Source organism: Chryseobacterium defluvii, from assembly GCF_003634775.1.
In the GTDB taxonomy this organism is placed as follows: Bacteria; Bacteroidota; Bacteroidia; order Flavobacteriales; family Weeksellaceae; genus Chryseobacterium; species Chryseobacterium defluvii.
Window position 1 is genome coordinate 770,718 of sequence record NZ_RBXB01000002.1, and the last position, 24,458, is coordinate 795,175.

25 protein-coding genes and 1 tRNA gene are annotated in these 24,458 nt (G+C 36.9%); 16 read left to right on the plus strand and 10 right to left on the minus strand.

Annotated features, from left to right (window positions below; genetic code table 11):
* Positions 1–186: 186 nt before the first annotated feature.
* Entirely contained in the window at positions 187–960 is a 774-nt protein-coding gene (gene xth, locus BCF58_RS10275) for an exodeoxyribonuclease III (RefSeq protein WP_121461695.1), read from the minus strand.
* Positions 961–1,152: 192 nt separating this feature from the next.
* Here xth and BCF58_RS10280 point away from each other — a divergent pair, with 192 nt between their 5' ends.
* The 3 genes from BCF58_RS10280 to arr all read left to right on the plus strand — a co-directional run bounded on the left by BCF58_RS10280 (position 1,153) and on the right by arr (position 3,843).
* Positions 1,153–2,262 (plus strand): epoxide hydrolase family protein, encoded by a 1,110-nt coding sequence (locus tag BCF58_RS10280; protein ID WP_121461696.1) that lies wholly within the window; start codon positions 1,153–1,155, stop codon positions 2,260–2,262.
* 153 nt (positions 2,263–2,415) lie between these two features.
* Positions 2,416–2,500: transfer RNA gene (locus BCF58_RS10285), tRNA-Ser, on the plus strand.
* Positions 2,501–3,441: 941 nt separating this feature from the next.
* A complete protein-coding gene (gene arr, locus BCF58_RS17690; RefSeq protein WP_394337670.1) occupies positions 3,442–3,843 on the plus strand; it encodes an NAD(+)--rifampin ADP-ribosyltransferase in 402 nt (133 codons plus the stop codon).
* Positions 3,844–3,930: 87 nt separating this feature from the next.
* Here the strand turns inward: arr and BCF58_RS10295 are convergent, their stop codons facing one another.
* Both BCF58_RS10295 and BCF58_RS10300 read right to left on the minus strand, forming a co-directional pair.
* Positions 3,931–4,827, minus strand: coding sequence for a pentapeptide repeat-containing protein (locus tag BCF58_RS10295; protein WP_228434777.1), 897 nt, complete (start codon positions 4,825–4,827; stop codon positions 3,931–3,933).
* 176 nt (positions 4,828–5,003) lie between these two features.
* Entirely contained in the window at positions 5,004–5,399 is a 396-nt protein-coding gene (locus BCF58_RS10300) for a VOC family protein (protein WP_121461699.1), read from the minus strand.
* Between the two features lie 251 nt (positions 5,400–5,650).
* Between BCF58_RS10300 and BCF58_RS10305 the strand changes: the two genes are divergently transcribed.
* Positions 5,651–6,517, plus strand: coding sequence for an AraC family transcriptional regulator (locus BCF58_RS10305; protein WP_121461700.1), 867 nt, complete (start codon positions 5,651–5,653; stop codon positions 6,515–6,517).
* A gap of 62 nt (positions 6,518–6,579) precedes the next feature.
* Here BCF58_RS10305 and BCF58_RS10310 read toward each other — a convergent pair whose 3' ends face one another.
* Positions 6,580–6,996 (minus strand): hypothetical protein, encoded by a 417-nt coding sequence (locus BCF58_RS10310; RefSeq protein WP_121462039.1) that lies wholly within the window; start codon positions 6,994–6,996, stop codon positions 6,580–6,582.
* A 665-nt stretch (positions 6,997–7,661) separates the two neighbouring features.
* Between BCF58_RS10310 and BCF58_RS10315 the strand changes: the two genes are divergently transcribed.
* From BCF58_RS10315 to BCF58_RS10345, 7 genes are all read left to right on the plus strand, one after another.
* Positions 7,662–8,918: an aminotransferase class I/II-fold pyridoxal phosphate-dependent enzyme gene (locus tag BCF58_RS10315; RefSeq protein ID WP_121461701.1), complete on the plus strand. Its 1,257-nt coding sequence runs from the start codon at positions 7,662–7,664 to the stop codon at positions 8,916–8,918.
* A gap of 7 nt (positions 8,919–8,925) precedes the next feature.
* Positions 8,926–9,558 carry a TetR/AcrR family transcriptional regulator gene (locus BCF58_RS10320; protein ID WP_121461702.1) on the plus strand — a complete coding sequence of 211 codons (633 nt, stop codon included), beginning with the start codon at positions 8,926–8,928 and terminating at the stop codon, positions 9,556–9,558.
* A 91-nt stretch (positions 9,559–9,649) separates the two neighbouring features.
* Positions 9,650–10,732, plus strand: a complete 1,083-nt coding sequence (dnaX, locus tag BCF58_RS10325; protein WP_121461703.1) for a DNA polymerase III subunit gamma/tau — start codon at positions 9,650–9,652, stop codon at positions 10,730–10,732.
* Positions 10,733–10,824: 92 nt separating this feature from the next.
* On the plus strand, positions 10,825–11,346 hold the full coding sequence (locus BCF58_RS17590; protein WP_228434778.1) for a hypothetical protein: 522 nt from the start codon (positions 10,825–10,827) through the stop codon (positions 11,344–11,346).
* A gap of 398 nt (positions 11,347–11,744) precedes the next feature.
* Positions 11,745–12,824 carry a chorismate mutase gene (locus tag BCF58_RS10335; RefSeq protein WP_121461704.1) on the plus strand — a complete coding sequence of 360 codons (1,080 nt, stop codon included), beginning with the start codon at positions 11,745–11,747 and terminating at the stop codon, positions 12,822–12,824.
* A 123-nt stretch (positions 12,825–12,947) separates the two neighbouring features.
* Positions 12,948–13,874 carry a ribosome small subunit-dependent GTPase A gene (rsgA, locus tag BCF58_RS10340; protein ID WP_121461705.1) on the plus strand — a complete coding sequence of 309 codons (927 nt, stop codon included), beginning with the start codon at positions 12,948–12,950 and terminating at the stop codon, positions 13,872–13,874.
* A 326-nt stretch (positions 13,875–14,200) separates the two neighbouring features.
* On the plus strand, positions 14,201–14,617 hold the full coding sequence (locus tag BCF58_RS10345; RefSeq protein WP_121461706.1) for a nucleoside-diphosphate kinase: 417 nt from the start codon (positions 14,201–14,203) through the stop codon (positions 14,615–14,617).
* Between the two features lie 102 nt (positions 14,618–14,719).
* Here the strand turns inward: BCF58_RS10345 and BCF58_RS10350 are convergent, their stop codons facing one another.
* On the minus strand, positions 14,720–16,558 hold the full coding sequence (locus tag BCF58_RS10350) for an alpha-L-fucosidase (protein ID WP_121461707.1): 1,839 nt from the start codon (positions 16,556–16,558) through the stop codon (positions 14,720–14,722).
* A 128-nt stretch (positions 16,559–16,686) separates the two neighbouring features.
* Here BCF58_RS10350 and chrI point away from each other — a divergent pair, with 128 nt between their 5' ends.
* Positions 16,687–17,196: a chryseobasin maturation helper ChrI gene (gene chrI, locus BCF58_RS10355; protein WP_228434779.1), complete on the plus strand. Its 510-nt coding sequence runs from the start codon at positions 16,687–16,689 to the stop codon at positions 17,194–17,196.
* 204 nt (positions 17,197–17,400) lie between these two features.
* Here the strand turns inward: chrI and rpe are convergent, their stop codons facing one another.
* The 3 genes from rpe to chrP are packed head-to-tail and all read right to left on the minus strand — an operon-like array spanning position 17,401 to position 19,458.
* Positions 17,401–18,051 carry a ribulose-phosphate 3-epimerase gene (rpe, locus tag BCF58_RS10360; protein WP_121461708.1) on the minus strand — a complete coding sequence of 217 codons (651 nt, stop codon included), beginning with the start codon at positions 18,049–18,051 and terminating at the stop codon, positions 17,401–17,403.
* A gap of 29 nt (positions 18,052–18,080) precedes the next feature.
* A complete protein-coding gene (locus BCF58_RS10365) occupies positions 18,081–18,383 on the minus strand; it encodes a hypothetical protein (protein ID WP_121461709.1) in 303 nt (100 codons plus the stop codon).
* Position 18,384: 1 nt separating this feature from the next.
* Entirely contained in the window at positions 18,385–19,458 is a 1,074-nt protein-coding gene (gene chrP / locus BCF58_RS10370; RefSeq protein ID WP_121461710.1) for a chryseobasin maturation metalloprotease ChrP, read from the minus strand.
* Between the two features lie 51 nt (positions 19,459–19,509).
* Here chrP and BCF58_RS10375 point away from each other — a divergent pair, with 51 nt between their 5' ends.
* Positions 19,510–20,214, plus strand: a complete 705-nt coding sequence (locus BCF58_RS10375) for a DUF4294 domain-containing protein (RefSeq protein ID WP_121461711.1) — start codon at positions 19,510–19,512, stop codon at positions 20,212–20,214.
* Positions 20,215–20,246: 32 nt separating this feature from the next.
* Here the strand turns inward: BCF58_RS10375 and BCF58_RS10380 are convergent, their stop codons facing one another.
* Together BCF58_RS10380 and mnmD are read right to left on the minus strand one after the other, a co-directional pair.
* The gene (locus tag BCF58_RS10380; protein WP_121461712.1) at positions 20,247–20,663 is read right to left on the minus strand and encodes an NUDIX domain-containing protein; all 417 of its coding nucleotides are present in this window, start codon (positions 20,661–20,663) and stop codon (positions 20,247–20,249) included.
* Positions 20,664–20,791: 128 nt separating this feature from the next.
* A complete protein-coding gene (gene mnmD, locus BCF58_RS10385) occupies positions 20,792–21,466 on the minus strand; it encodes a tRNA (5-methylaminomethyl-2-thiouridine)(34)-methyltransferase MnmD (protein ID WP_121461713.1) in 675 nt (224 codons plus the stop codon).
* A gap of 85 nt (positions 21,467–21,551) precedes the next feature.
* Between mnmD and BCF58_RS10390 the strand changes: the two genes are divergently transcribed.
* From BCF58_RS10390 to BCF58_RS10400, 3 genes are all read left to right on the plus strand, one after another.
* Positions 21,552–22,625 carry a branched-chain amino acid aminotransferase gene (locus BCF58_RS10390; RefSeq protein WP_121461714.1) on the plus strand — a complete coding sequence of 358 codons (1,074 nt, stop codon included), beginning with the start codon at positions 21,552–21,554 and terminating at the stop codon, positions 22,623–22,625.
* Between the two features lie 112 nt (positions 22,626–22,737).
* Entirely contained in the window at positions 22,738–23,250 is a 513-nt protein-coding gene (locus BCF58_RS10395; protein WP_121461715.1) for an FKBP-type peptidyl-prolyl cis-trans isomerase, read from the plus strand.
* 78 nt (positions 23,251–23,328) lie between these two features.
* Positions 23,329–24,366, plus strand: coding sequence for a peptidylprolyl isomerase (locus BCF58_RS10400; protein WP_228434794.1), 1,038 nt, complete (start codon positions 23,329–23,331; stop codon positions 24,364–24,366).
* Positions 24,367–24,458 lie beyond the last annotated feature (92 nt).

The window sequence follows — 24,458 nt, forward strand, 5'->3', positions numbered from 1 at the left end:
AAACACAATGATGAAATTAATATAAAAGGTGTATGTATGGCCTTTAACCAGCTTCTTGAACAAAAAAAACACAAAATTATTATAAAGAAGCAAATTGGTCATTAAGGTCATGAATACAAAAAAAAGAGAGGCATTTTGCCTCTTTTTTATTTATACGCAACAACTTACCCAACATACATTCTATTCTTATTTTTCAATTTCAATCCACACCGGCGCATGGTCACTGCTTTTTTCCCAACCACGGACATGGCTGTCCACTCCTCCCGATTGTAAGCTGGATATCAGGTAAGGGCTTAACAGAATATGATCAAGCCTGATGCCGGCATTACGCTCATAAGCCTTATAAAGATAATCCCAGAACGTGTAGACGGTATCTTCAGGAAAAAGTTCACGGATAGAATCATGCCATCCTTTGGCCAGCAATTCCCGATAAGCCTTTCTTACTTCCGTTCTGTACAATGCATCATTTTCCCAACGCTCAGGCTTATAGACATCCATCGGTTCCGGAATGATATTGAAATCACCGATTACGATGGCCGGAAGCTCCATCTTGATAAGCTGATTGGTTCTTTTTTGTAAACGTTTGATCCATGATAGCTTATAATCAAACTTAGGCCCCGGGTAAGGATTGCCATTAGGAAGATAAAGACAACAAATAACCATCTGGTCAATAATTGCTTCAATATACCTGCTTTGAAGATCTTCCGGGTCACCCGGTAAATAATTCTGAACTTCAGTAATATCAAGCCCTCTGGTAAGAATAGCAACACCGTTCCAGCTTTTTTGTCCGTGCCAGATGGCCTGATATCCCGCATCATTTATTTCCTGTATCGGAAAACGTTCTTGCGGGGTTTTCAGTTCCTGAAAGCATACGATGTCGGGTTGTGCTTCTTTCAGCCACTTCAGTAAGACGGGTAGTCGGCCGTTGACTCCATTAACATTGTAGGTAGCTATTTTCATGGTTCTTTTAGTATAGAGAGGATATAAGTGAAACAGCAATAATTATTCCTACAATAGATATGAATTAATGGATAAAGAAAATTATTTTTAATTAATAATTCAAAATCAGAGAAATTTAAAAACGTTTAATATATTAATAGTTAAATGATTACATATTTATGTTAAATTTGTTCACCAACCAAAATAAAAAATATGAAATCATTTACCGTAAACATCTCAGATCAGGTGATCAATGACCTGGAAAACCGTATTCAAAATACCCGCTGGCCGGGTGAAGAAGACAATTCAGGCTGGAATTTCGGAACCAGCGAAAAATACCTTAAAGAACTAGCTGATTATTGGCTAAATGACTATGACTGGAAAAAACAAGAAACCTTGTTGAACCAATATCCGCAGTATCTTGTTGAGATAGATGGGATACAGATTCATTTCCAGCATATAAAAGGGAAGGGCGAGAACTCTAAACCGTTAATACTGACTCATGGGTGGCCGGACAGCTACTACCGCTTTCATAAAATCATTCCTTTACTTACCGAAGGAGATCAGAATTTCGATCTGGTGATTCCCTCTATTCCCGGATTTGGATTTTCGGGAAAAGTAGCAGTTAATAGTGAAGCCGTGGCTGATCTTTGGAAAAAGCTGATGACAGAAACATTAGGGTATGAGAAGTTTTGTGCTGCAGGTGGTGATGTGGGAATGAGCGTTACAAAAGCTTTGGCTTCCAAATATGCAGATGTGGTAGAAGCGGTCCATTTTACGGATATAGGATATCCGATGGGGCAGGAGGATCCAAGTACCATGACAGAAGAAGAGCAGCAATTTGCCCAGTTTGTACAACAATGGTGGTACAGTGAAGGAGCGTATGCGATGGTTCATTCTACCAAACCCCAATCATTGGCATATGGCCTCAATGATTCACCCGTAGGACTTGCAGCCTGGATATTGAGCTTTGTAAATGCGGGTGCACCACCTGAATTGATTGAAAAAGCATTTGGCGGAAAGGATGAAATGTTAACGAATATAATGATTTATTGGGTAACACAGACGATAGGAACCTCCATGAGGATGTATAAAGCAGATGCAATTGCGCAATGGGGAGGTTCAGTACCTTTACAGAAATCTGATGTCCCTGCGGGACTTGCCGTATTTCCTCGTGAAGCGCAATTTCCACGCGAATGGGCTGATCGGTTTGTAAATGTAATACATTTTGTAAAGATGGAAGAAGGAGGACATTTTGCTGCGTTAGAAGTTCCAGAGGCTTTTGCCAATGAATTAAGATCATTCTTTTATTCTGTAAAATAAAGGTATATACAAACTGTATAATTTGACCTTTAATCATTGATTGGAGGTTTTTACAGACTGTCTCATAAAATATCCGATTGCTCAAATTGTTTTGCCAGAAATAAAAAACATCCTATATTTGCACCACTGAAACGACAATACAGTCGGAATTCAGGAGAGTTGGCAGAGTGGTCGATTGCGGCAGTCTTGAAAACTGTTGACTGTAACAGGTCCGGGGGTTCGAATCCCTCACTCTCCGCAATAGCGTTAAGAGCTTATTTGCAAACGCATTTAAAACTGATAAAATCCTGCAGTCACAATGATTGCGGGATTTTTTGTTTTCAACGTTTTCCGGCGATGTTGTGGCGCTTAAAACTATACATACAATGCCAAGAAATTTGCTTAAATTATTGATTGCAACATATTAGTAGGTGAACGGCTTGATTAGATAATACATTTTTTCGTATTACTAATGTTTAAAAATATGCTAGAGAAAAGCTACGTTACCATTCTTTTAAAAAAACTAAAAAAATAAGGTAAATACTGATATTCCTTTGTTGCCAAAAGTGTTGGAACTAATAGAAAATATAAGAATGATCCAATATGCGTTCTGTTTTCCTTATTAAGTCAAGCCAGAAAATCGCTACCAAGCTGAAGTTAGCAAAGGTGATCCGATAATGCAATTGTGGGCGGAATTCCTGCAAAAAGTTATTACAATCATTTGATCATTTAAAAAACAATGTAATCGTAATGACTTCAATAATGTAGAGGTAATGGCGCCTGTTTGTGAATTGTTTCGTATCTTACCTATTCGGTTTTATCGGTTAAATTAAATAAAAATTAAGTTTTAATTAGAATATGGAATTTTCACCTTTCAACCATGTGGTTAAGCTTTGTATTCAGGGGATGAATATGGAAGAAGAGAAGAAGCCTGAGGAGGCTTACAAATTATTCCTGCAAGGTTGGGAAGAGGCTGCTAATGCCCATGAAAAGTTTCTTGCTGCTTATTATGTATCCCGTCATCAAAAAACGGTCGCCGATAAATTGAGATGGCTTGAAACGACTTTGGAATATGCTTTAAAAGTCAATGATGATACGGTGAAGAGTGCTTTCCCTGCTATATATTTGAACATTGCCAAATGTCACGAAGATTTTGGGGATAGGGAAAAATCGAAGCATTTTTCTGAATTGGCGATATCGCTGAAGCACAATCCTTCAGACAAAGGTCCTTTTTATCACGGGACAAAAGCAGATTTGCAGGTGGGTGATGTATTGACGGCAGGCAGCCATTCCAATTATAAAGCTGAGCTCAAAATGAATCATATTTATTTCACTGCCTTACTAAATGGTGCAGGACTAGCAGCGGCATTAGCAAAAGGTGATGGGCGTGAACGTGTATACATTGTTGAACCTACAGGAATTTATGAAAATGATCCTAACCTGACAGATAAAAAATTTCCGGGGAATCCTACACGTTCTTATCGTTCCGAAGCCCCCTTGAAAATCATAGGAGAAGTAACGGAATGGAGTAGACCAGGCCCGGATGAGCTTCAGAAATTCCGTGAGAAATTAAAAGACAATACAGGAAAAATCATAAATTAGTTATATAACAGATAAAAGTATATTATGACTTATAAGCGAGGAAGGGCTTCATTATGAAGCCCTTCCTCGCGGATATAGAATTCTTTTTTATATTATTAATAACGTGATGCCGCTTAGGTCGGCTTTTCCGTTTTTCAGAAATTCATACGTCATCCGGTCAGCTTGACAATCAATAAACCGGATTTTTTTCAAGCTTCTGCATTTAAAGAAAGTATTGATAAGAACTGCATTCTGGAAAGTTACTTTGGTCAATTCGCAGTTTTCAAAATAACAATCTTCTAATGTTCCTTCAAAAATAATATCGGCAATCTGGGAGTTGGTAAATGAAGTATGATGAAATACAGCATCCGACATATTGCTTTTCTCAAAACCACCGGATGTAATCATGGCTCCTGTAAAATCAGCTCCTGTGAAATCACATCCACTGACATAGCTTTCGTAAAATTCTGCTCCTATCAATGAACAGTTCCTGAATATATTATTAGCTAAATGAGAGCTCTGGATATCACTGTTGGTGAAATCAGAGTTAGAGAAATCGCAATGATCAACATTATTCCTTTTTAAGAGTAATTCCGACATATCCGAACCAATAAATTTGCAGCGCTGCATATTGGATGAACTGAATTTCTCATTTAGATTTTTTAAACCGGAAAAATCCGCATCTACCCAGTTTCCACGGGACATATCCCAGTTCAGCTTTTTCTCCTGCTTTTCAAGGGATAATTTATGCAGTTGTTTAGCTGGAGATTCAACAGGTGTTGTTTCGATAGTGTTCGATCTGAAATTCTCTGAAAAATAGTTGAGGTCAACACTCATGATTTCTGCTAATCTGTTAAGGGTAATGATATCGGGAATAGATTCTCCACGTTCCCATTTTCCTACAGCTTGAGGACTTATAAATAACTGTTCGGCTAATTGTGCCTGAGAAATATTGTTCTCTTTTCGTACCTTGGCAATTTTACTGCCAATGATCTTTGTATCCATAATAATTGGGTTTTTATGTTCAACACAGCAAAGATATTGGGCTCATGTCAGTAATCATTATAAAACATGGAACCTGTTAGTTGTATCTGCGCTACTTTTGGTTGTATTTTGCAACCAATGGTTGTATAAGTAATGAATGGAACATTTAAGGCATCAATTTATATAAAAAATCGCTATTATATTCCCATTTCTATCAATAAGATATTAAACTTATGTCCGTCAGGATCTGTAAAAGTAAAACCGTAATAATCGGATCCGTTTCTTTCGGTTTCATTGGAAATATTGCCACCTGCTTTTTCAACTCTGTCTTTCCAATCTTTTACTTCTTCTTCAGATTCTGCTGAAAGGGTAAATATGATTTCGCCGGTATGGAACCCGGGAGGTAGATATTCATCTATTTTTGTTCCCTGTTCAAAAAAATGGATCACAAAATCATGATCTCCAAAAAGAAAGCTGGCTAGTTTCGGATCGGTATTGAAGGTATTGGGAGTAAACCCCAATCGGGTGTAGAATTCATGCGTGCGTCTGGCATCTTTTACACTATAATTGGCCCAGATTTTTTTTGATTTCATATATTGAATTTGTATTACTTTGATAACGTAAAACACATCATCTTCGTATTTTTACCAATTTCATACGTCTTTATATCAAAATAAGAATGAAAAGACTCTTTATATTTGCAACAGATGGAATAATGATGTCTCTAAGGGACAGTAATTCGAAATTTTTTTTTTTCATCATTTGTGTTTTTTTTTAACCGTATCTGAACAGATGCGGTTTATTATTGATTCAATAAAATAACACCTATTACCGTTTTGAGATTATGAAAGAACTTTTAACAGAACCTTTTTTACATAATGGTAATGATTTTAAGGAGATCAATACAAAGGACATATCAGATTTGTTATCGCTAAGGCCGGAGCAACTTTTCCAGCCCCATAGGGTTTCATTTTATGTGATTCATCTTTTTTATGAAGGCTTTGGGAAACATTCTGTTGATTTTAATAGCATTGATATTAAAGAAAAGCATATCCTGTTTGTTTCGCCGGGACAGACCGCACAGTTTCATCATCCGGCAGATTACAAAGGGCGGGTTCTGATTTTCACTGAAAATTTTTTTTGCAGAAATAATGCCCAAACCCAATTTCTGGGACAAACCTGTCTGTTTAATGATCCGTTGAAGCTGCCCTATTTTTGTGTGGATGATAGGTTTGAAGAGATTGTAAACCTGTTTGGTTTTATTCAGAAAGAGTTAGAAAGACCCTTCAGTGAAATAAAGTCTTCGATCATCAATAACTATCTTTTTAATATATTACTTATTGCGGAAGAACTTTACCACCCGATGGATACTATTCTCGATACCCATCCGTATAAAATCCTGGTTTCGAAATGTAAAAGTATAGCCAACAAGGATCTTAGTTGTCAGTATCCAATTCAATATTTTGCAGATCAGTTGAATGTGAGCATAAGGACGCTGGAAAAAGCATTTGTTGAGGTAGAAAAAATCACTCCTAAAAAATGGTTAACGGAAAGAATGATTTTAGAGATGAAAAGAAATCTGGTCTACAATGAAATTAGCATCAGTGAAATTGCATATACTCTTGGATTTAAAGAAGTAACGAACTTTACAAAATTTTTCAAAGCGAAAACAGGGCAGACTCCTTCTCAGTTTAGAGAAAATTTACAATGATATCCCATAAAAAAAAATCCACAATGCTAACATTGTGGATTTTGACAAGTAATATATTATAATTAAGATTCGGTTTTCATTAATCTGTAGTTCAATGAAATGGGTTCTTTGCCAAATAAACAGGCAAATATATTCTGGAATTCATGGATGTATTTACACCGGATCGCATTACCATATATTTTAAGCCCGTCAACAATTTTTCTTGAGCTTAAGTCAATATCATACTTTATAAACGGTTCAGGTCTTTCATACCGGATTCTCTGTTCAGAACTGTAGGTCCTTGAGAAACCGAATTTTTCAAGCCATTCTTCTGTGATTTTGATAGGCTTGATAGTATCCGCCGGAACTGACACGCTCTGGATGTCATTTTCAATTCGCACAAAATAATTTTTTTCATTGTTTTGGAATATCTCAGCTATGGTAAAAATCTGATTTTTATATTCCACTAGATTCCTAATCTTTAGATCTGCAACGTTCATATTATTATATTTTTTGTGTGGGTTTGGGTACAAGTATGTGTTGGTAAAATTATACTTACAAATATTATGCCTTATTTGTTATTTTTTTTAATATATATATTAATTATGATGCAAATAATTTAATAATTATTAATGATTGGTTCAAATTAAGCATAGCTTGCTGTGATCCGGTATCCGGAAGTTGTTCATATCAAACATGTTAATTCCATATTCCAATTGAATGAACACCTATGAATAATACTAATGCAGTAGCATATCATCAATCCGCTTAAGCATTAGGTTGCACCAATGTTAAAGATATTGTCATTAATGAAGTTTTTGGTGACAGGCGGTTGGTGAATTACAGGGCAGGCTATCTTTGTTAATGGCGGGTAAGCCACCAGAGAGTAGATTTTAAAGTTTTATAAATGAGATGGTTGTGTATGTTGCCATCTTTTTTTGCAATAATTACAGTATTTGTTTTTTTTTTTGTTAATTTATGGAGAAATAAAAACAGTAAATGAATATTTAAATTCTTAGAAAAATCAATTCAAAAATGTGAAATAATTTGATATTCAATAGATAATTTAAAAGAAACTTAACTATAGTTTTTTTTTGATTAAAGGTTGAAAATCTGGCTTCAAAAATCATATATTTGTTCCTTTAAACAGCTAAAACAATTAAGGATGAATATTGATTTTTTAACAGCCACATTTAAGGATTTTGAGAATATCCCCAATTACGATATTGCTCAAAGAGCAGATTATTTTTATGAATTTCTGAATCATATGAAATCTAGAGGACACATGAATTACAGATTAAAAAATGTTTCGGGAACCAATGCAACATTAAATATAAATATTGCAGATCAAAAAAAAGAGTATGTAAGCTTCGTTTCCAGCGATTATTTGGGATTTACACAGCATCCTAAAGTGAAGCAGGCTGCCATTGAAGGTATAGAAAAATACGGAACGGGTACCGGTGCAACTCCGCTTATCGGCGGATATTTTGATTATCACTATGCATTGGAGAAAAAAATTGCCAGCTTTTTCGGGAGAAATGAAGATGAAGCAGTGATATATACTACCGGATATACCGCTAATAGTGCCACTTTGCAGATTTTAATGCATAAAGAAGATCTTGCTATTTTAGATATGGCTGTGCATGCCAGTGTACATGAAGGATGTGCTTTTACCAATAAAAAAACATTTCCGCATAATAATTTGGAAGCTTTGGAACACATTTTGAAGATATCTGAACATACGTACCGTACAAAACTTGTTGTAGTAGATGGAGTATATTCTCAGGATGGGGATAGTTCACGTCTTAATGAGATATATGATCTTGTAAAAAAATACAATGCTTATCTTATGGTAGACGATGTACATGGTGTGGGAATTTTAGGAGAAACCGGAAGAGGAACAATTGAGCAGGCAGGTTTACTAGATAAAGTGGATTTCATTACAGGTACATTCAGCAAAACTTTTGGTAACCTGGGCGGGTTTGTGATTACGAATAAAAAAATCGCATCATTCCTTAAATTCCAATCCAGGCAGCAGATATTCTCAGCAACAGCCCCCCCGTCTTCATTAGGGATAGTGAAAGCGATCGACTTGATTGACGAAGAACCGATCTGGAGAGAAAGGCTTTGGAATAATATCAACTATTTCAAGAAAGGACTTGATGATTTAGGTTTGGATACAGGAATCACTTGCTCCGCAATTATCCCGGTGAAAATAGGGGATCAGAATAAGATGTGGGATATCGGAAAAATGCTAATTGATGAAGGCGTGTATACCAATCCAATTATGTATCCTGCCGTAGCAAGAAAAGATGCACGGATAAGAATGAGTGTAACAGCGAGACATGAAAGAGAGCATCTTGACAGAACATTAAATGTATTTGATGACATTAATAAAAAAATGCATATCGCGAAAAAATAAATAAATTATGCCTAGAAAAGTAGTGCAAGGCCCGATTAGGGACAAAGAGAAAACAAAACAAAAACTGCTTGCAGCAGTGGGTAAAATCCTGAGAGTGAAAGGGTACTCAGGATTAAAGGTAAGTAAGATTGCAGCTGTAGCCGGTTTTGATAAAAAGCTGATCTACGAGTACTTCGGAAGTACAGACAAACTTATTGATGAATATATCAAGTCTCAGGATTACTGGAGTAAATTTAATCCCAATGTAGAAGAGGAAAAGGTAACAACAATCGGTAAAGAAGTTCTGACACAAGGAATATTGATGCAATTTGAGAGTTTGAAGAAAAATAAAGAACTCCAAAAGATTATTCTTTGGGAACTTTCCGAAAGCAAACCTATACTTAAAAAGCTGGTACAGCAGAGAGAAGATGTGGGAGCTGAGTTATTTGCAGTTACAGACCCGATTTTCGGTGAAAATTCCAAAAGGTTTAGAGCAATTTTAGCTTTGATCGTATCAGGAGCATATTATCTTAACTTGTATCCGGCTTATAACGCTAATGAATTTTGCGGGCTTGATATGAAAACTGATGAAGGCCGGTCTGAAATTGAAAAAGCGATTGTTGATATCATAGATTTTGCATATCAGAAAGTGAAAAAATAAAATAGTTTTCGGGTTTGATCAGAAATGATTTTGTTGATAATTTGAAGACTTTTGGCTTTCAGATTAAAACTATATTTCTTACTTTTGGGCAATGGAAAATTTTATAGTATCTGCGAGGAAATACCGTCCACAAGAATTTGAGACTGTTGTCGGGCAATCTCATATTACAGATACTTTAGAGCATGCAATAGGAGAAAATCAGTTGGCTCAGGCTTTACTGTTCTGCGGGCCTCGTGGTGTCGGGAAGACGACCTGTGCCAGGATTCTTGCGAGAAAAATCAATGAAAAGGATGGTTCCGTTTCAGAAGACGGCTTTGCCTATAACATTTACGAGTTAGATGCGGCATCCAACAACTCTGTTGATGATATCCGTGAGCTTATAGATCAGGTTCGCTTTGCGCCTCAGGTGGGTAAATACAAGGTATATATCATCGATGAGGTTCATATGTTATCGTCCGCAGCTTTCAATGCTTTTCTTAAAACTTTGGAAGAGCCGCCTGCACATGCTATTTTTATTCTGGCTACCACGGAAAAGCATAAAATCATTCCTACGATTTTATCACGTTGTCAGATTTATGATTTTAAAAGGATCACCATTGAAGATATTCAGGGGCATTTAAGAAAAATTGCTCAGCAGGAATCTATTCAATACGAAGATGATGCTTTATATCTGATTGCTCAAAAAGCGGATGGAGCTTTAAGGGATGCCCTTTCCATATTCGACAGGCTTTCCACATTTTCCCAGAAGAATATCACGTTGGCAAAAGCAGCCGAAGTTCTCAATATTCTGGATTATGATCAGTATCTTACCATTGTAGATCTCGCGAAAGAAAATAAAATCCCGGAAGTGCTTTTTGCATTTAACGAGATTGTAAAAAGAGGTTTTGATCCGCATATTTTTATTGCAGGACTTGGAAACCACTTCAGGGACCTGATGATGGCTCAGAATTCTTCGACCATAGATTTAATAGAAGTGGGAGAGAAAACGAAAGCAAAATTTGTAGAGCAAGGGCAGAAATGGACCGCACAGCAACTTATCGATGCTGTGGAGATTTGTAATTATGCCGATATTAATTACAAGAACTCTAAAAATCCCAGACTTACCGTTGAAATTGCATTGATGCAATTGGCTTCTTTGACCGCTGGTTTAGATTCTAAAAAAAAAAGTTCATAATATTAGCCCCGTTCCTTCATGAAAAAATTGAGGTAAAGCCCATTAGCAAGCCACAAGAAAAGATTGAAGAAAAAATTGAAGAACAAGAAAGCTTGGATAATACCCCTCAGGAAATTATCATAAAAAAAGCTTCCAAACCTCTGTCAAGGAAAACGGTTTCTTCAGGATTCAGTATTCATTCTTATTTGAATAAAGAAGAAAAAGAAGAAAAACAAGAATCCCAGGCTATAAAAACGGAAAATCTTCCGCAAAACCACTTTACCGAAACCGACCTGCAAATGGAATGGAATTTGTTATTAAAACAACTCCAGTCTAAAGACCCGTTTGTTTATAACGCAATCAAAGCATTTAAACTGGTTAAGGCAGATGAGAATGCGATCAAGGTTTTATATCCTTCAGATTCTGCTAAAGTGGAATTTGATAAGATCAGTGGGGAATTTTTCAATCACTTCAAAAGAAAAGTTCATAACTATGCCATTGAAGTGGAATATAAGAAAGATCACGAAAATCTTAAGATTGAAATCGTTACTAAAAAGAAGGTATTTGAGAAATTCGTGGACAAAAATCCATTACTGAAAGATTTAGACGATTTATTAAAGTTTGATTTGACATAAATTTTCTATATTTGTCGAATCATTTTGTAAAAAGGAATTTTACAAGCCAAAAATATTTAGGAAAAGTTAAAAAAATTACAAGCTAAGGCACATAGAAAGTGGAAAAACGATTTATCCCATATCTGTCTCATAGTAAAGCTGCTTATTTTGTAAGCGGTTATTTTAGCTTTCCTGCTATCTATTATAGAAATTTCAGAAACTATTACCGATTTTATTGGTATTGCTAACTGAATTTCTTTCTCAAAAAAAACAGGCATTCTAAGAGCTCTCTTAATTTCCTGAATCCATTAAAATTTTTAAACGGCATTTTTTGAAAGGAATTATAAAGTAAATTTTATAATGAAAGAACTATTGGTGTAATTTTAAAAAGAAATAAGAATATTAACAAAAATAAAAAGATGAATTTAAAAGACTTGAAGAATGAGTGGGTTAACGAATTTTCGCAGCCACTGATGATTGCGGGACCTTGTAGTGCGGAAAGTGAAGCCCAGATGCTGGAGACCGCCAGAAGAATAAGAGAAACCCATGCGCAGGTGCCTATTTTCCGTGCAGGAATCTGGAAGCCACGTACAAAACCCAACGGTTTTGAAGGAGTAGGAGTAATTGGCCTGAACTGGCTTAAAAAAGTAAAAGAAGAATATGGCTTCAAAACCGCGACGGAAGTAGCCAATGCGCATCACGTTTTTGCAGCGTTGGAAGCTGATGTGGATATTCTTTGGATCGGGGCCCGTTCTACCGTAAATCCATTTACTGTCCAGGAAATTGCCATGGCTTTAAGAGGAACCCATAAACCAGTTTTGGTTAAAAACCCGGTGAATCCGGATTTAGCCTTATGGATTGGGGCTTTGGAAAGACTTTTAGGGCAGGATATTAAAAATTTAGGAGTAATTCACAGAGGGTTTTCAACTTACCAGAAAACGAAATACAGAAATAATCCGAACTGGCAGATTGCCCTGGACTTCAAAAGTCAGTTCCCGAATATTCCAATGATAATAGACCCTTCCCATATTTGCGGAAACAGAACCGGTTTGGCGGATGTTACCCAGGAAGCCATGAACGTAGGCTACCAGGGAGCTATCATTGAAACTCACTCTAATCCCGATGAAGCCTGGAGTGATGCGTCGCAACAAATTACCCCGGAGGTCCTGGCTGAATTGATCGGAAATTTAAAAATAAGAAACTCCGGACTGGCAGGGTTTGATGAAGCCATGGGAAGACACAGGACGTTAATTTCTGATATCGACTTTCAGCTAATCGAACTTCTTTCTCAAAGAATGAAAATTTCAGAAAAGATCGGTAAGCTTAAAAAAGAAAACGATATCGCTATTTTCCAGCCGGAACGTTGGAAAGTGATTACGGAATATGCTACTCAGAAAGCTAAAGAAACAGGGATGTCACAGGAATTTATTGAGAAAGTATTCAAGGCGATTCATGAAGAGTCGATTGAAGTACAGAATAGTATCATGATCGACAGATAACAGTTGCCTGAGAAAATTTTAGGGCTTAGGATTCAGGGACGAGAGGTTCTGCATTTGCAGTGAGAATTTCTCCAAGCCTTACATCCTAAGCCCTAATTCATTATATTTGCAGTAACAATATTTATGAAAGGAAAAATCATTAAATCTACAGGAAGTTGGTATCAGGTTTTGGACTTGGAAACAAATAAGATTTTCGAGGCCAGAATCCGGGGCAAGTTTAAGCTGATTAAAACAAGACTCACCAATCCGCTTGCTGTAGGAGATTTTGTAGAATTTCAGCTCGAACAGGATGATATTGCCTGGATCACCAAAATTGAGCCGCGCAAGAATTATCTGATCAGAAAATCTGTTAACCTTTCAAAAGAGGCGCATATCATTGCATCTAATATCGATCTGGCATGTTTTATCTTTACTTTGAAGCATCCTGAAACCTCTTTGGGTTTCCTGGACAGGTTTCTGGCATGTTGTGAAGCATACAATATAGAGCCGTTAATTCTGTTCAATAAAATGGATGTGTTGGATGCTGAAGAAATAGAAGCTGTAAAAGATATTGAATTTCTTTATCAGGAAATAGGATATGCTACTATGCCGATTTCTTCTTATTCCAAACTTAATCTTGAAAATCTTCAGGAGCTGTTAAAAGATAAAACTTCAGTGTTTTTCGGGCATTCCGGATGTGGAAAGTCCACTTTAGTCAATGCGCTTCAGCCGGGACTCAACTTAAAAACTTCTGAAATATCTGATACTCATCTGAAAGGTAAGCATACCACGACATTCGCCCAAATGCACTTCTGGGATTTCGGCGGAAATGTTATTGATACTCCCGGAGTCCGGGAATTTGCCATGATTGATATTGAAAAAGAAGAAGTGCAACACTATTTTCCGGAAATCTTTAAAAAAAGGGAAGAATGTAAGTTTCACAACTGTCTTCATATCAATGAGCCCAAGTGTGCCGTTCTTGATGCTCTTGAAACCGGGGAGATTCAGATTTCCAGATATTCCACTTACATCAAGCTGATGGATGAGGCGGAAGAAATTACTCAAAAATAAATTTTATTTTATATGAACTATTTGTAATATACCTCTGTTTTATTTTAAACAGAAAACATACTTTATTTAAATAATTCATGAAATCTGAGTGATGGGTTAGTTTTTCGGGAATGCCGATCAATAAAAAACCCAGCCGAAGCTGGGTAAAAACTAATAACCATGAAAACTCAAATTAAACATGAGAATCGCAATAGAATAAACAATTACTGTGCCAAAAATAAGTTCACACTTTCTTAATAAAAGTTATTTTTATGTTAAAAAAACTTTAAAATTAAACTAAAGGATATTTTTTGTAATTTTGCGCCATTAAAAAATTTAAAATATTTATGTCTAACATTACATTTACTATGATCAAACCGGACGCTGTTGCCGACGGACATATTGGAGCGATATTAGGAAAGATTGCAGAGGCTGGTTTTAAAATCAAAGCAATGAAGCTTACTCAGCTTACTGTTGCAGATGCTAAAAAATTCTATGAAGTACATGCGGAAAGACCATTCTATGGAGAGTTGGTGGAATTCATGAGCTCTGGGCCTATCGTAGCTGCAATTTTAGAAAAAGAAAATGCTGTTGAAAGCTTCAGAACATTGATCGGTTCTACTAATCCTGCCGAAGCTGCAGAAGGAACTATCAGAAAAATGTTTGCGAGAAGCATCGGGGAAAATGCAGTTCACGGATCAGATTCTGATGAGAATGCTTTAATTGAAGCCCAGTTCCATTTTTCAGGAAGAGAAATCTTCTAATCAGTAAACAAATATTCAATATAAAAAAATCCAGAGGTTTCCTCTGGATTTTTATTTAAGACATTGTGTCACAATAAGCAACACATTCATGCTGTTGGCTTTTTATAAGTTACTTTCAATAGCTCCTACCTCCTCACGATATAATTCTATAGGTTTGTCCAATAAAATGGCAATTACGGTCATGCTTTTATCCAGCCTTTCTTTAGGGACATCAATATAAATAATTCCGGGAGTCTGGCTCCAGTATAATTTATTATAGATTTTATGGTTGATAATAGAGCCCTCACCGGCAATACGTACTCTTGCGATATTATTTTTTATCCCTTTTAATGCAACAGGTCCGGTAGGAGTTCCCTCTATAAAAAGGTAAAGAGTCTGTCTGTCCTTTGAAAGAGCGCTCATTCCGGAGTAATGACCTGCAGGTAATCCGGTTCCTGTTTCAAAAAGAGCTTCAGCATGCTTACTGATCCAGCGTAAGGTTTCAGGGTTTGTTTTTGTTGTCTGGATTTTCATATCCATTCCATCGTAAGTAAGCCCGGAGTGGTTGAATATGTCATTTCCGGCATGCAATTCGCCGGCGATGGTATAAATTGCCTGTTTGGAATTTTTATTTTCCAGCAATTCTGATAAAGAATGTTTTTCTTTGGTCATATTGTTTGAAACTGCAACAGGATCATCAAACTGAAGCTGAACTACGGTAACATCCCGGTCAAAATTGACTTTGGACAGGTCAAGGGTTACAGTACCTGCATTCCAATCGAAGGTCAGTCCGGATGTTTTATCTCCGACAATCTTCGCATAAACAGGCTTGGTGGTTAATCCGTAAATTTTATCAAAATCTTTTGCTTCTTCCAAATAGAGGAATACTGATTTTCGGTTTCCTGAAACAGCAGATTTTCCTTTGTAATTTTCAAAAGGCAATCCTTTCCGTGTGCCATATATCGCCTCGGAATGCTTTGAAGTCCACCTTCCCAGGCTTTTCAAAATTTCCACCTGTTCTTCAGGAAGTGTACCATCTGCTTTCGGTCCGATATCCAGTAATAAGTTCCCGCCCATACTGATAACGTCTGCCAATGTCCTAACCAGCATATTGGGTGTTTTGTAATTCTTGTCAAACGGCTGATATCCCCAGGAGTCATTCATGGTATAGCATAATTCCCAGGATTTGCTTTGGGGAGGAATTACAGGAATTCCCTGTTCCGGGGTTTCATAATCTCCATGTTGATTAAGCCTTGAATTAATAATGATATCCGGATTGATCTTCTTTAGATTCTCCAAGGTTTCCGGAGCCCGCCACTCCGCGGAAGAATGCTCCCAGTCACCGTCAAACCATAATAAATCGGGTTGATATTGGCTTGAAAGTTCTTTAAGCTGAGCCTGATAATACGTCACAAAATTTTGCCAGCGTTCAGGATCGTCTTTCAGTTCATACCTTTTTCTGGTTCTGGTATTGATGTCATAATAAGGGTGGCTCCAGTCTGGAAGAGAAAAGTATAAACCTGTTTTCAAACCTGATTTTTTGAGTTCCTGAACAAATGGAGTTAAAACATCTTTATGAGCAGAGGAGTTCGCCGGAATAGTGGTTGCTTTTTCAGCTTTGGAATTCCATAATGAAACACCGTCGTGATGTTTGGTGGTAATAACGGCATACTTGGCTCCGGAATTTTTGATCAGCTGCACCCATGCTGCCGGTTGATATTGAGAAGCGGTAAAACCATTAAGCTGTTTCATGTAATTATCATGGTTGATATAATTGTTGAAAAAAGCCCAGGACTCGGAAATCCCATCCACAGAATAAATTCCCCAATGAATAAAAATTCCCAGTTTGGCATTATTAAACCATTCCATTTTTGTATTGCCTGAAAGTTTATGTTGAGCATGAACAGAATGGGTGCCCAACGCTAGGCTTAATAAAAACAAACGGGTCAATTTACTTCTCATTTTTCCTTTTTACCGCTAAAATAAGGAAAGTGAAGGGAACTTATATAAAATATGATGACTGAAAATATTCAATCTTATTTATTAGTAATTTTAAACAAACAACGGAATCTAATCACTAAAATATCGATATGAAAATGACAGTAGTACTTCTTATGATCACAGCAACACTCACGGCACTTATTGGCGGGCTTTTCTATGCCTATTCGTGTTCGGTTATCCCGGGGCTGGGCAAATTATCTGATGTGGAATATCTGAAAGCCATGCAGTCCATCAACCGGGAAATCCTGAATCCGGTATTTTTTCTGAGTTTTATGGGAACAGCCATAATGCTTCCTGTTACAACCTTAATATTCAGAGGTGAAAATCCGACATTTATATTTCTTTTATCAGCTACACTGGTCTACCTGACAGGTGTTTTTGGCGTTACTATGTTCGGAAACGTTCCGCTTAATAATCAGCTGGATCAGTTTGATATCGCCAGTTCCACCGTTGATACCGTTAAAAAAATGCGTGCCGTGTTTGAAAACAGATGGAATTTCCTTAATCATATAAGAAGTATCTGTTCCGTAGTGAGTATTATTCTTGTAGCTTGTGCGTGTATCTGGTATAAGTTCCAGGGAATCCCGTCCGGATCGTGAAATTCCGTAAAAATACTGAATGAAATTCCGTGTTTTTACGGATGCTTGGTATTGATTTTATATTGATCTTTACATCAGCATTAGAACAAAAGGAAATTTAAGCATTAAAGTCTCCAAAAAAACTAATAACCATCAACGCTCAAATTTTCAGAGTGAAGAAAGGCAGCCTTAATAAGCTGCCTTTATTTATTATATAAGAATCCTTTAGATTTTTAAAAGCTCAATGGTTCTTTCAGGGCTTTCGGAAGAGAAAACAGCGTTTCCTGCGACCAGGACATCTGCTCCGGCTTCAAATAGTTTGGAAGCATTATCAAGATTTACCCCGCCATCAATTTCAATAAGTGCTGTAGAATTATTACTTAGAATAAGGTCTTTGGTTTCTGCGATCTTTTTATAGGTGTTTTCAATGAACTTCTGGCCGCCGAATCCGGGGTTAACGCTCATCAATAATACCAGATCCACATCTGCAATAATATCTTCCAACATTAATACCGGAGTGGAAGGGTTCAATACAACTCCTGCTTTAGCTCCTTTGTTCTGAATATGGTGAATGGTTCTGTGAAGATGGGTACAAGCTTCGTAATGAACGGAAACAAGATCTGCACCATGGTCAATAAATTCATCAACATACTTTTCCGGTTCTACAATCATCAAATGGACATCCACAAATTTCTTTGCATATTGCTGAACTGTTTTCATTACCGGAAAACCAAATGAAATATTAGGAACAAATCTTCCATCCATTACATCAATATGGAACCAGTCGGCCTGTGAATTGTTCAGCATTTCAATATCTCTTTGCAGATTCCCGAAGTCTGCGGATAAAAGGGAAGGAGCAATAAGCTTCGTTTTCATTTTTACTTTTTATACTTTTATTTATTTCTTTACCCTATTGAAAAAGATTTATCATTGGTGTAATAATAATATATCAGAAAACCTGTAATTAAAACTACTTCTATTATTGATAACTTTATACTGTTGATTTTCTTTACAAAATGCCTGTCTATTACAAGCAAAGCAAATATGATCAGTAAAAAAATCATTTCAATGGTTAACCCTAAGCTTGAACTTTCATCAAATGTAAAATATTGATAGATCATTAATGGAATACCCAATCCAAATAATAAAATGCTTACAATTGAGATAAAAGTTGGTTTTCTAAATAGATCAGAAAAAGAATCTAACATCTTAATGATATTTCAATTTCATTTCTGGTTTTATCTTCAAAACCGTTTCATAGATCAGTTTGATTACGTTTCCTACATCTTCTTTAGCCACCATTTCCACTGTCGTGTGCATATAGCGCAAAGGTAAGGAAATTAATGCACTTGGAACCCCGCCATTAGATAAAGCAAATGCGTCGGTATCTGTTCCTGTTATTCTGCTTGAAGCTGCTCTTTGATAAGGAATTTTCTTAGTTTTTGCAGTATCTATGATCAATTCTCTGATGATATGGTGAACGGTGGGTGCAAAGAAAATCACCGGCCCGGCTCCGCATTTCTGATCGCCTTCTTTTTTCTTTTCGATCATGGGAGTTGTAGTATCGTGGGTTACATCGGTAACGATTGCAATATTCGGTTTTATAACGTCAGCAATCATATCAGCTCCGTACAGTCCGACTTCTTCCTGTACAGAATTGGTAATATATAAACCGAAAGGAATTGTTTTTTTGTTTTCCTTTAAAAGCCTTGCCACTTCCGCGATCATAAACCCTCCGATCCGGTTGTCCAGTGCCCTGCACACGAAATATCTGTCATTGAGTTCAAAGAATTCATCCGGATAGGTGATCATACAGCCTACGTAAATCCCCAGATCTTCCACTTCTTTTTTAGTAGTGGCACCGCAATCGATGAAAATATTTTCAATTTTCGGAGTCGGTTCATTCTGATTGGTTCTGGTGTGAATAGCAGGCCAGCCGAATACGCCCTTTACAATTCCTTTTTCCCCATGGATATGCACTACTTTCGAAGGGGCAATAGTCTGGTCCGAACCCCCGTTACGGATCACGTAAATCAGCCCGTCATCGGTAATATAATTCACATACCATGATATTTCATCCGCATGAGCTTCAATCACCACTTTGAATTCTGCTTCCGGATTGATGATGCCGTAGCAGGTTCCGTAATGGTCTATTTCTATCTTATCTACATAAGGACGGATATAGTCCATCCATACTTCCTGGCCTCTGTGCTCGTAACCTGTTGGGGATGATGTGTTTAAATATTTCTCTAAAAATTTTAAAGATTTCTTTTCAAATTTCATAAAAAGGAATGATTTTTGCGTTTAATTTTTGTTCTAATACGCGTAAAAATAATGAATTTTAGTAAGATTATTTGCCTTTTTCTTTTCTTTTTCAGCGTGTGTGTTTTCGGCCAGAAAGACTCTATCATAATAAAGTCTTTGAGCCAGTATCCACCGGAAGAATTGAGAGTAGATGAGTTTGGGAATAAGTATTATTATGATGAAAGGCAAAAAGCCAGAATCTATGAAATAAACGGTGAAGTAGTGATTGTATTGGATGAGCTTGTATTGCTAAACAAGCCTAAGTTTAATAATCAACTGGACAGAAACTATTATTATTTCCTCAATAAAAAGCTCTATAGGGTTTATCCTTTATTTCTGACGGCTTTGCAGCAGTACAGGGATATTCAGAAGGAAATGAATGATATGGACAGCAAGGCTAAAAGAAAGTACATCAAAGACAGGCAGAATATCCTTGCGGATCAATATGAAAAGCAGCTGAAAGACCTTACCACAACAGAGGGACAGGTTTTTGCCAAGCTGATGAACAGGGCGACGGGAAAGAATGTATTTGAAATCATCAAAGAGCTGAGAGGAGGTTGGAGTGCTTTCTGGTGGAATGTAAAAGGGAGAATGGCGGATATTGATATCAAAGATGCATATAACCCTCATAAAAACAGAACCGATGAATTTCTGGAATCCCTCCTTCAGTCTAACTGGAACTCCGGATATTTACAGCCTTACCCCGGGGCAAGCGATTTCAAAGCTGAAAAATAAGAATACTCAGATATAAAAATTCCTGTAATCACTTACAGGAATTTTTCTTTTAATTTATCAAAGACAATCTGATCTATGGGTAGTGGAAACGGATTATCCGGTCGGTTGATGTCAATCCATTCCGTTTTTTCAATACAAGGATCGAGAATCAGGAAATCTTCTTCGTTTACAATATTCACAATATAATATATGGTAAGCAGTTGCTCATTTTCCTTGAAACGGGAAACCAGAAAGCCCTCCTGTGTATAAAGATGTTCCACAATCTCTATTTTAACGTTCAGCTCTTCATCGAATTCACGGTGAAGGCAATCAATCAATCCTTCTCCGTATTCCAGACCACCGCCGGGAAATTTCATTAAAGGTTCACCTGCATATTCTTCAAATAAGGTAAGGACTTTATTGTCTTTTACGGCACAAGCATACACCCTAATGTTGATCTTGTCTATCATATATTATATTTTGTATAGCTAAAATAAGGAAAATTGTTAGAAGTTATGAGTTAAGAGTTATGAGTCATGAGTTAATTAGAATGCTGTAAACTTATAACTCATAATTTATAACTCATAACTCATAACCCTTAAAGTTTTATAGCATTAATCATCTCTCTCTTTCCCGGAGGCCCCTGTTTTTTCTCTACCCTGAAATGAAGCTCTTCAAGAATTCTTCTCACGCTTCCTTTGGAAGAGTAGGTTGTTAACAATCCGTTGACATCCATTTTGTCGGAAACCATTTCAAAGAGTGGTTTTTCCCAAAGATCGGGCTGAACTCTTGCGCCGAAGCAGTCGAAATAAACGAGGTTGATTTTAGGTAAGTCTATGTCTTTCAGGTCGAAGAAGTCACATTCGATCTTTTTAAGGTGGAAACCTTTAACAATTTCCTCAGATTTTTCCCAATTTGTCTGATGAATTTTTTGATAAATATTTTTGAATTCAGGGTTACCAAAAAGCTCATCATACGCTAAATTTTCAATTTCAGATTCATTTATGGGATATTTTTCCAGAGAAAAATAATTGATTATATGATTTTTGTCAGTTTTTAAATATTCATTAATTGTTACCAAAACATTCAAACCTGTTCCAAAACCGAGTTCTAAAATATTAATTTCGTAATGATTTATTAAATTTAATCCATTTTTGATAAACACGTGTTCGGCTTCCTGCAAAGCTCCGTGGTGAGAATGGTAGTTTTCATTTAATTCATTGATAAACAATGTTTTACTACCGTCATTTGTGGTCTTAATTTCTCTTTTCAAGCTATTTTTTTGTCAAATTTACTCCAAAATTTTTATATTTAGAAAATTATGTTAAATTTGTAGAACATCGTAAAAAATTTTAGAAATGATAATTCAAAAAACCGAGAAATCCAGAATTTCTACATTCGATCCTAATAATTTTTCATTCGGAAATACTTTTATCGACCATATGATCATATGTGAGTACGAGAATGGAAAATGGGGTGAAGTAAAATTAATGCCTTATGGTCCTTTAGCATTTACACCTGCGATGATGGGAGTAAACTACGGACAGGCTTGTTTTGAAGGAATGAAAGCTTATAAAGATAAGGACGGACAGGTTTTTCTTTTCAGGCCTGAAAAGAATTTTGAACGTATCAATAAATCAGCGAAACGTCTGGCTATGCCGGAAGTAACGGAAGAAATGTTTTTAGACGGTTTAAAAGCATTAGTAGATATGGACAGAGACTGGATCCCTTACGGAGAAGGAATGTCATTATATATAAGACCATTGATCTTTGCTACGGAAGAAGCCTTAAAGGCAAGAGTAGCGAATAAGTATATGTTTGCCATTGTGGCAACACCGGCAAAAAGCTATTACAGTGCACCGGTTTCCGTGAAAATTTCAGATCACTATTCAAGAGCGGCTAACGGCGGAGTAGGTTCTGCTAAAGCGGCAGGAAACTATGCGGCATCTTTCTATCCGACTCAATTGGCTATCGAAGAAGGGTATGATCAGATTATCTGGACGGATGATTCGACTCACGAGTTTTTTGAAGAAAGCGGAACCATGAATGTTTTCGTGAGAATCAATGATACCATTTATACACCGCCAACTTCTGAGAAAATTCTGGACGGAGTAACAAGAGACAGCTTCATCCAGTTGGCTAAGAGAAGAGGATTCGAAGTAAAAGTGGAGCCGATTAAAGTAAAAGATGTGGTGGAAGCTCAGAAAAACGGAACATTAAAAGAAGTTTGGGGAGTAGGAACTGCAGTAGTAACAACGGTTTTCGAAGCTTTAGGATACCAGGGTCAGAAATTGGAATTGCCTAAACTTTCAGATGAAGAAAGCTACGCGGCAATTCTTAAAAAGGATCTTGTGGATCTGCAGAACAACCTTTCGGAAGATCCTTTCGGATGGAGAGTATTGGTAGAAAGAAATGTTCTTGAAACAGTTTAATTGTTAGATATATATTTATAAGTAAAGCCGGGAATATTATTCCCGGCTTTTTGTTTTAATATTCATCAAGTTTTGTAATTGATTAACGAAATGTGTATTTTCGCAAAAGTTTATGAAAAAATTAATCTTCATATCGGTATTGGGATTGTTGAGCTGCAACAGGAATTCGCAGACTCCACATCCTCCCGTGGGTGGTGTTTTGAGCCAGAACGACCTTGATGTTTCCAAAGAAAGGATGCGAAATCTTAACGGCCTGGAAAGAAAACATATCCAGGAATGGATCAACAATCAGTCCGTAAAGTATTATCCGACCCAGCTTAATTACTGGGTGAATGCGGAAGGATATGATACCCGTGAAAGAAGACAAGACAATACTTTCATCTCTTATTCCTATGAGTTGTATGATTTCGATCAGACGAAGATCTATGACCAGCCGATCGAAAGGAGGGATGCCAGATTCGGACACTTTGATGAATTGAAAGCGGTGGAAAATGCATTGCGTTTTATCCATGATGGAGAGGAAGTTACCCTTTTGGTACCGTCTTCTTTAGCGTACGGAACGTATGGAGACGAAAAGAAAATAGATAACGATATACCATTAATCATAAAATTAAAAGCGCTATAAATGAGATTGTTTAACAAGAATATAATTCTGGCGGCGGCAAGTATTTCGCTGATGAGTTGTACACCAATTTATAAAAAAATGAACGTAGACAAAGAAACTTACGAAGGTCTTAATGACGGACTTTATGCGAATCTTCAGACAACGAAAGGGAATATGATCGTGAAGTTTGAGGACAAGAAATCACCGGTAACTGTAGCGAATTTCATCGGTCTTGCAGAAGGAAAAATTGATAATAAAGCGAAAGCAAAAGGAGTTCCTTTCTATGATGGAACCATTTTCCACAGAGTGATCAAAGATTTTATGATCCAGGGAGGTGATCCTCAGGGAACAGGAATGGGAGATCCAGGGTATAAGTTCGAAGATGAAAAAAACGATCTTAAGCATACCGGAAAAGGAGTTTTATCTATGGCAAATTCAGGACCTAATTCAAATGGTTCCCAGTTCTTCATCACAGAAGTTCCTACCCCTTGGTTAGACGGAAGACACACGATCTTCGGGAAAGTGGTAAAAGGAGAAGATGTGATCGATGCGATTGCGAATGTAGAAAAAGGTGCTCAGGATAAGCCTAAAACAGATATCGTGTTGCAAAAGGTTTCCATATTCAGCAAAGGTGACGAGTACAAAAACTATGATGCTGCTAAAACTTTCAACGAAGGAAAGGCTAAAATTGCAGAAAACAATAAAGCATACGCAGCGAAGGAAGAAGCAGAAAGAAAGAAAAAAGAAGAAGAGTTCAAAGCGAACCAGTTGAAAATGGTTGAAGACCTAAAAGCAGGAATGCAGAAAACAGAATCCGGTCTTTATTATAAAATCACGAAAACAACAGAAGGAAAAGCCCCTAAAGCAGGAGACAATGTATCGGTACACTATGCAGGAAAATTAGTGGACGGAACAGAGTTCGATTCTTCTTTCAAGAGAAATGAGCCGATTGATATTCCAATCGGAATGGGAAGAGTGATCAAAGGATGGGATGAAGGAATCCTATTGTTAAAAGAAGGAGAAACGGCAACCTTATTGATCCCGCCTGCAATGGCTTACGGAGAAAGAGGAGCAGGAGGGGTGATCCCACCAAACGCCTGGTTAGTTTTCGATGTGGAGCTTGTGAAAGTGAAGTAATTGAAAATTGAAAATATTGTAAAGCCACCTGTGAAGGTGGCTTTTTTTGTTGAAAAATTCCGTAGAAATACGGTTTTCCGTAATTAATTAAA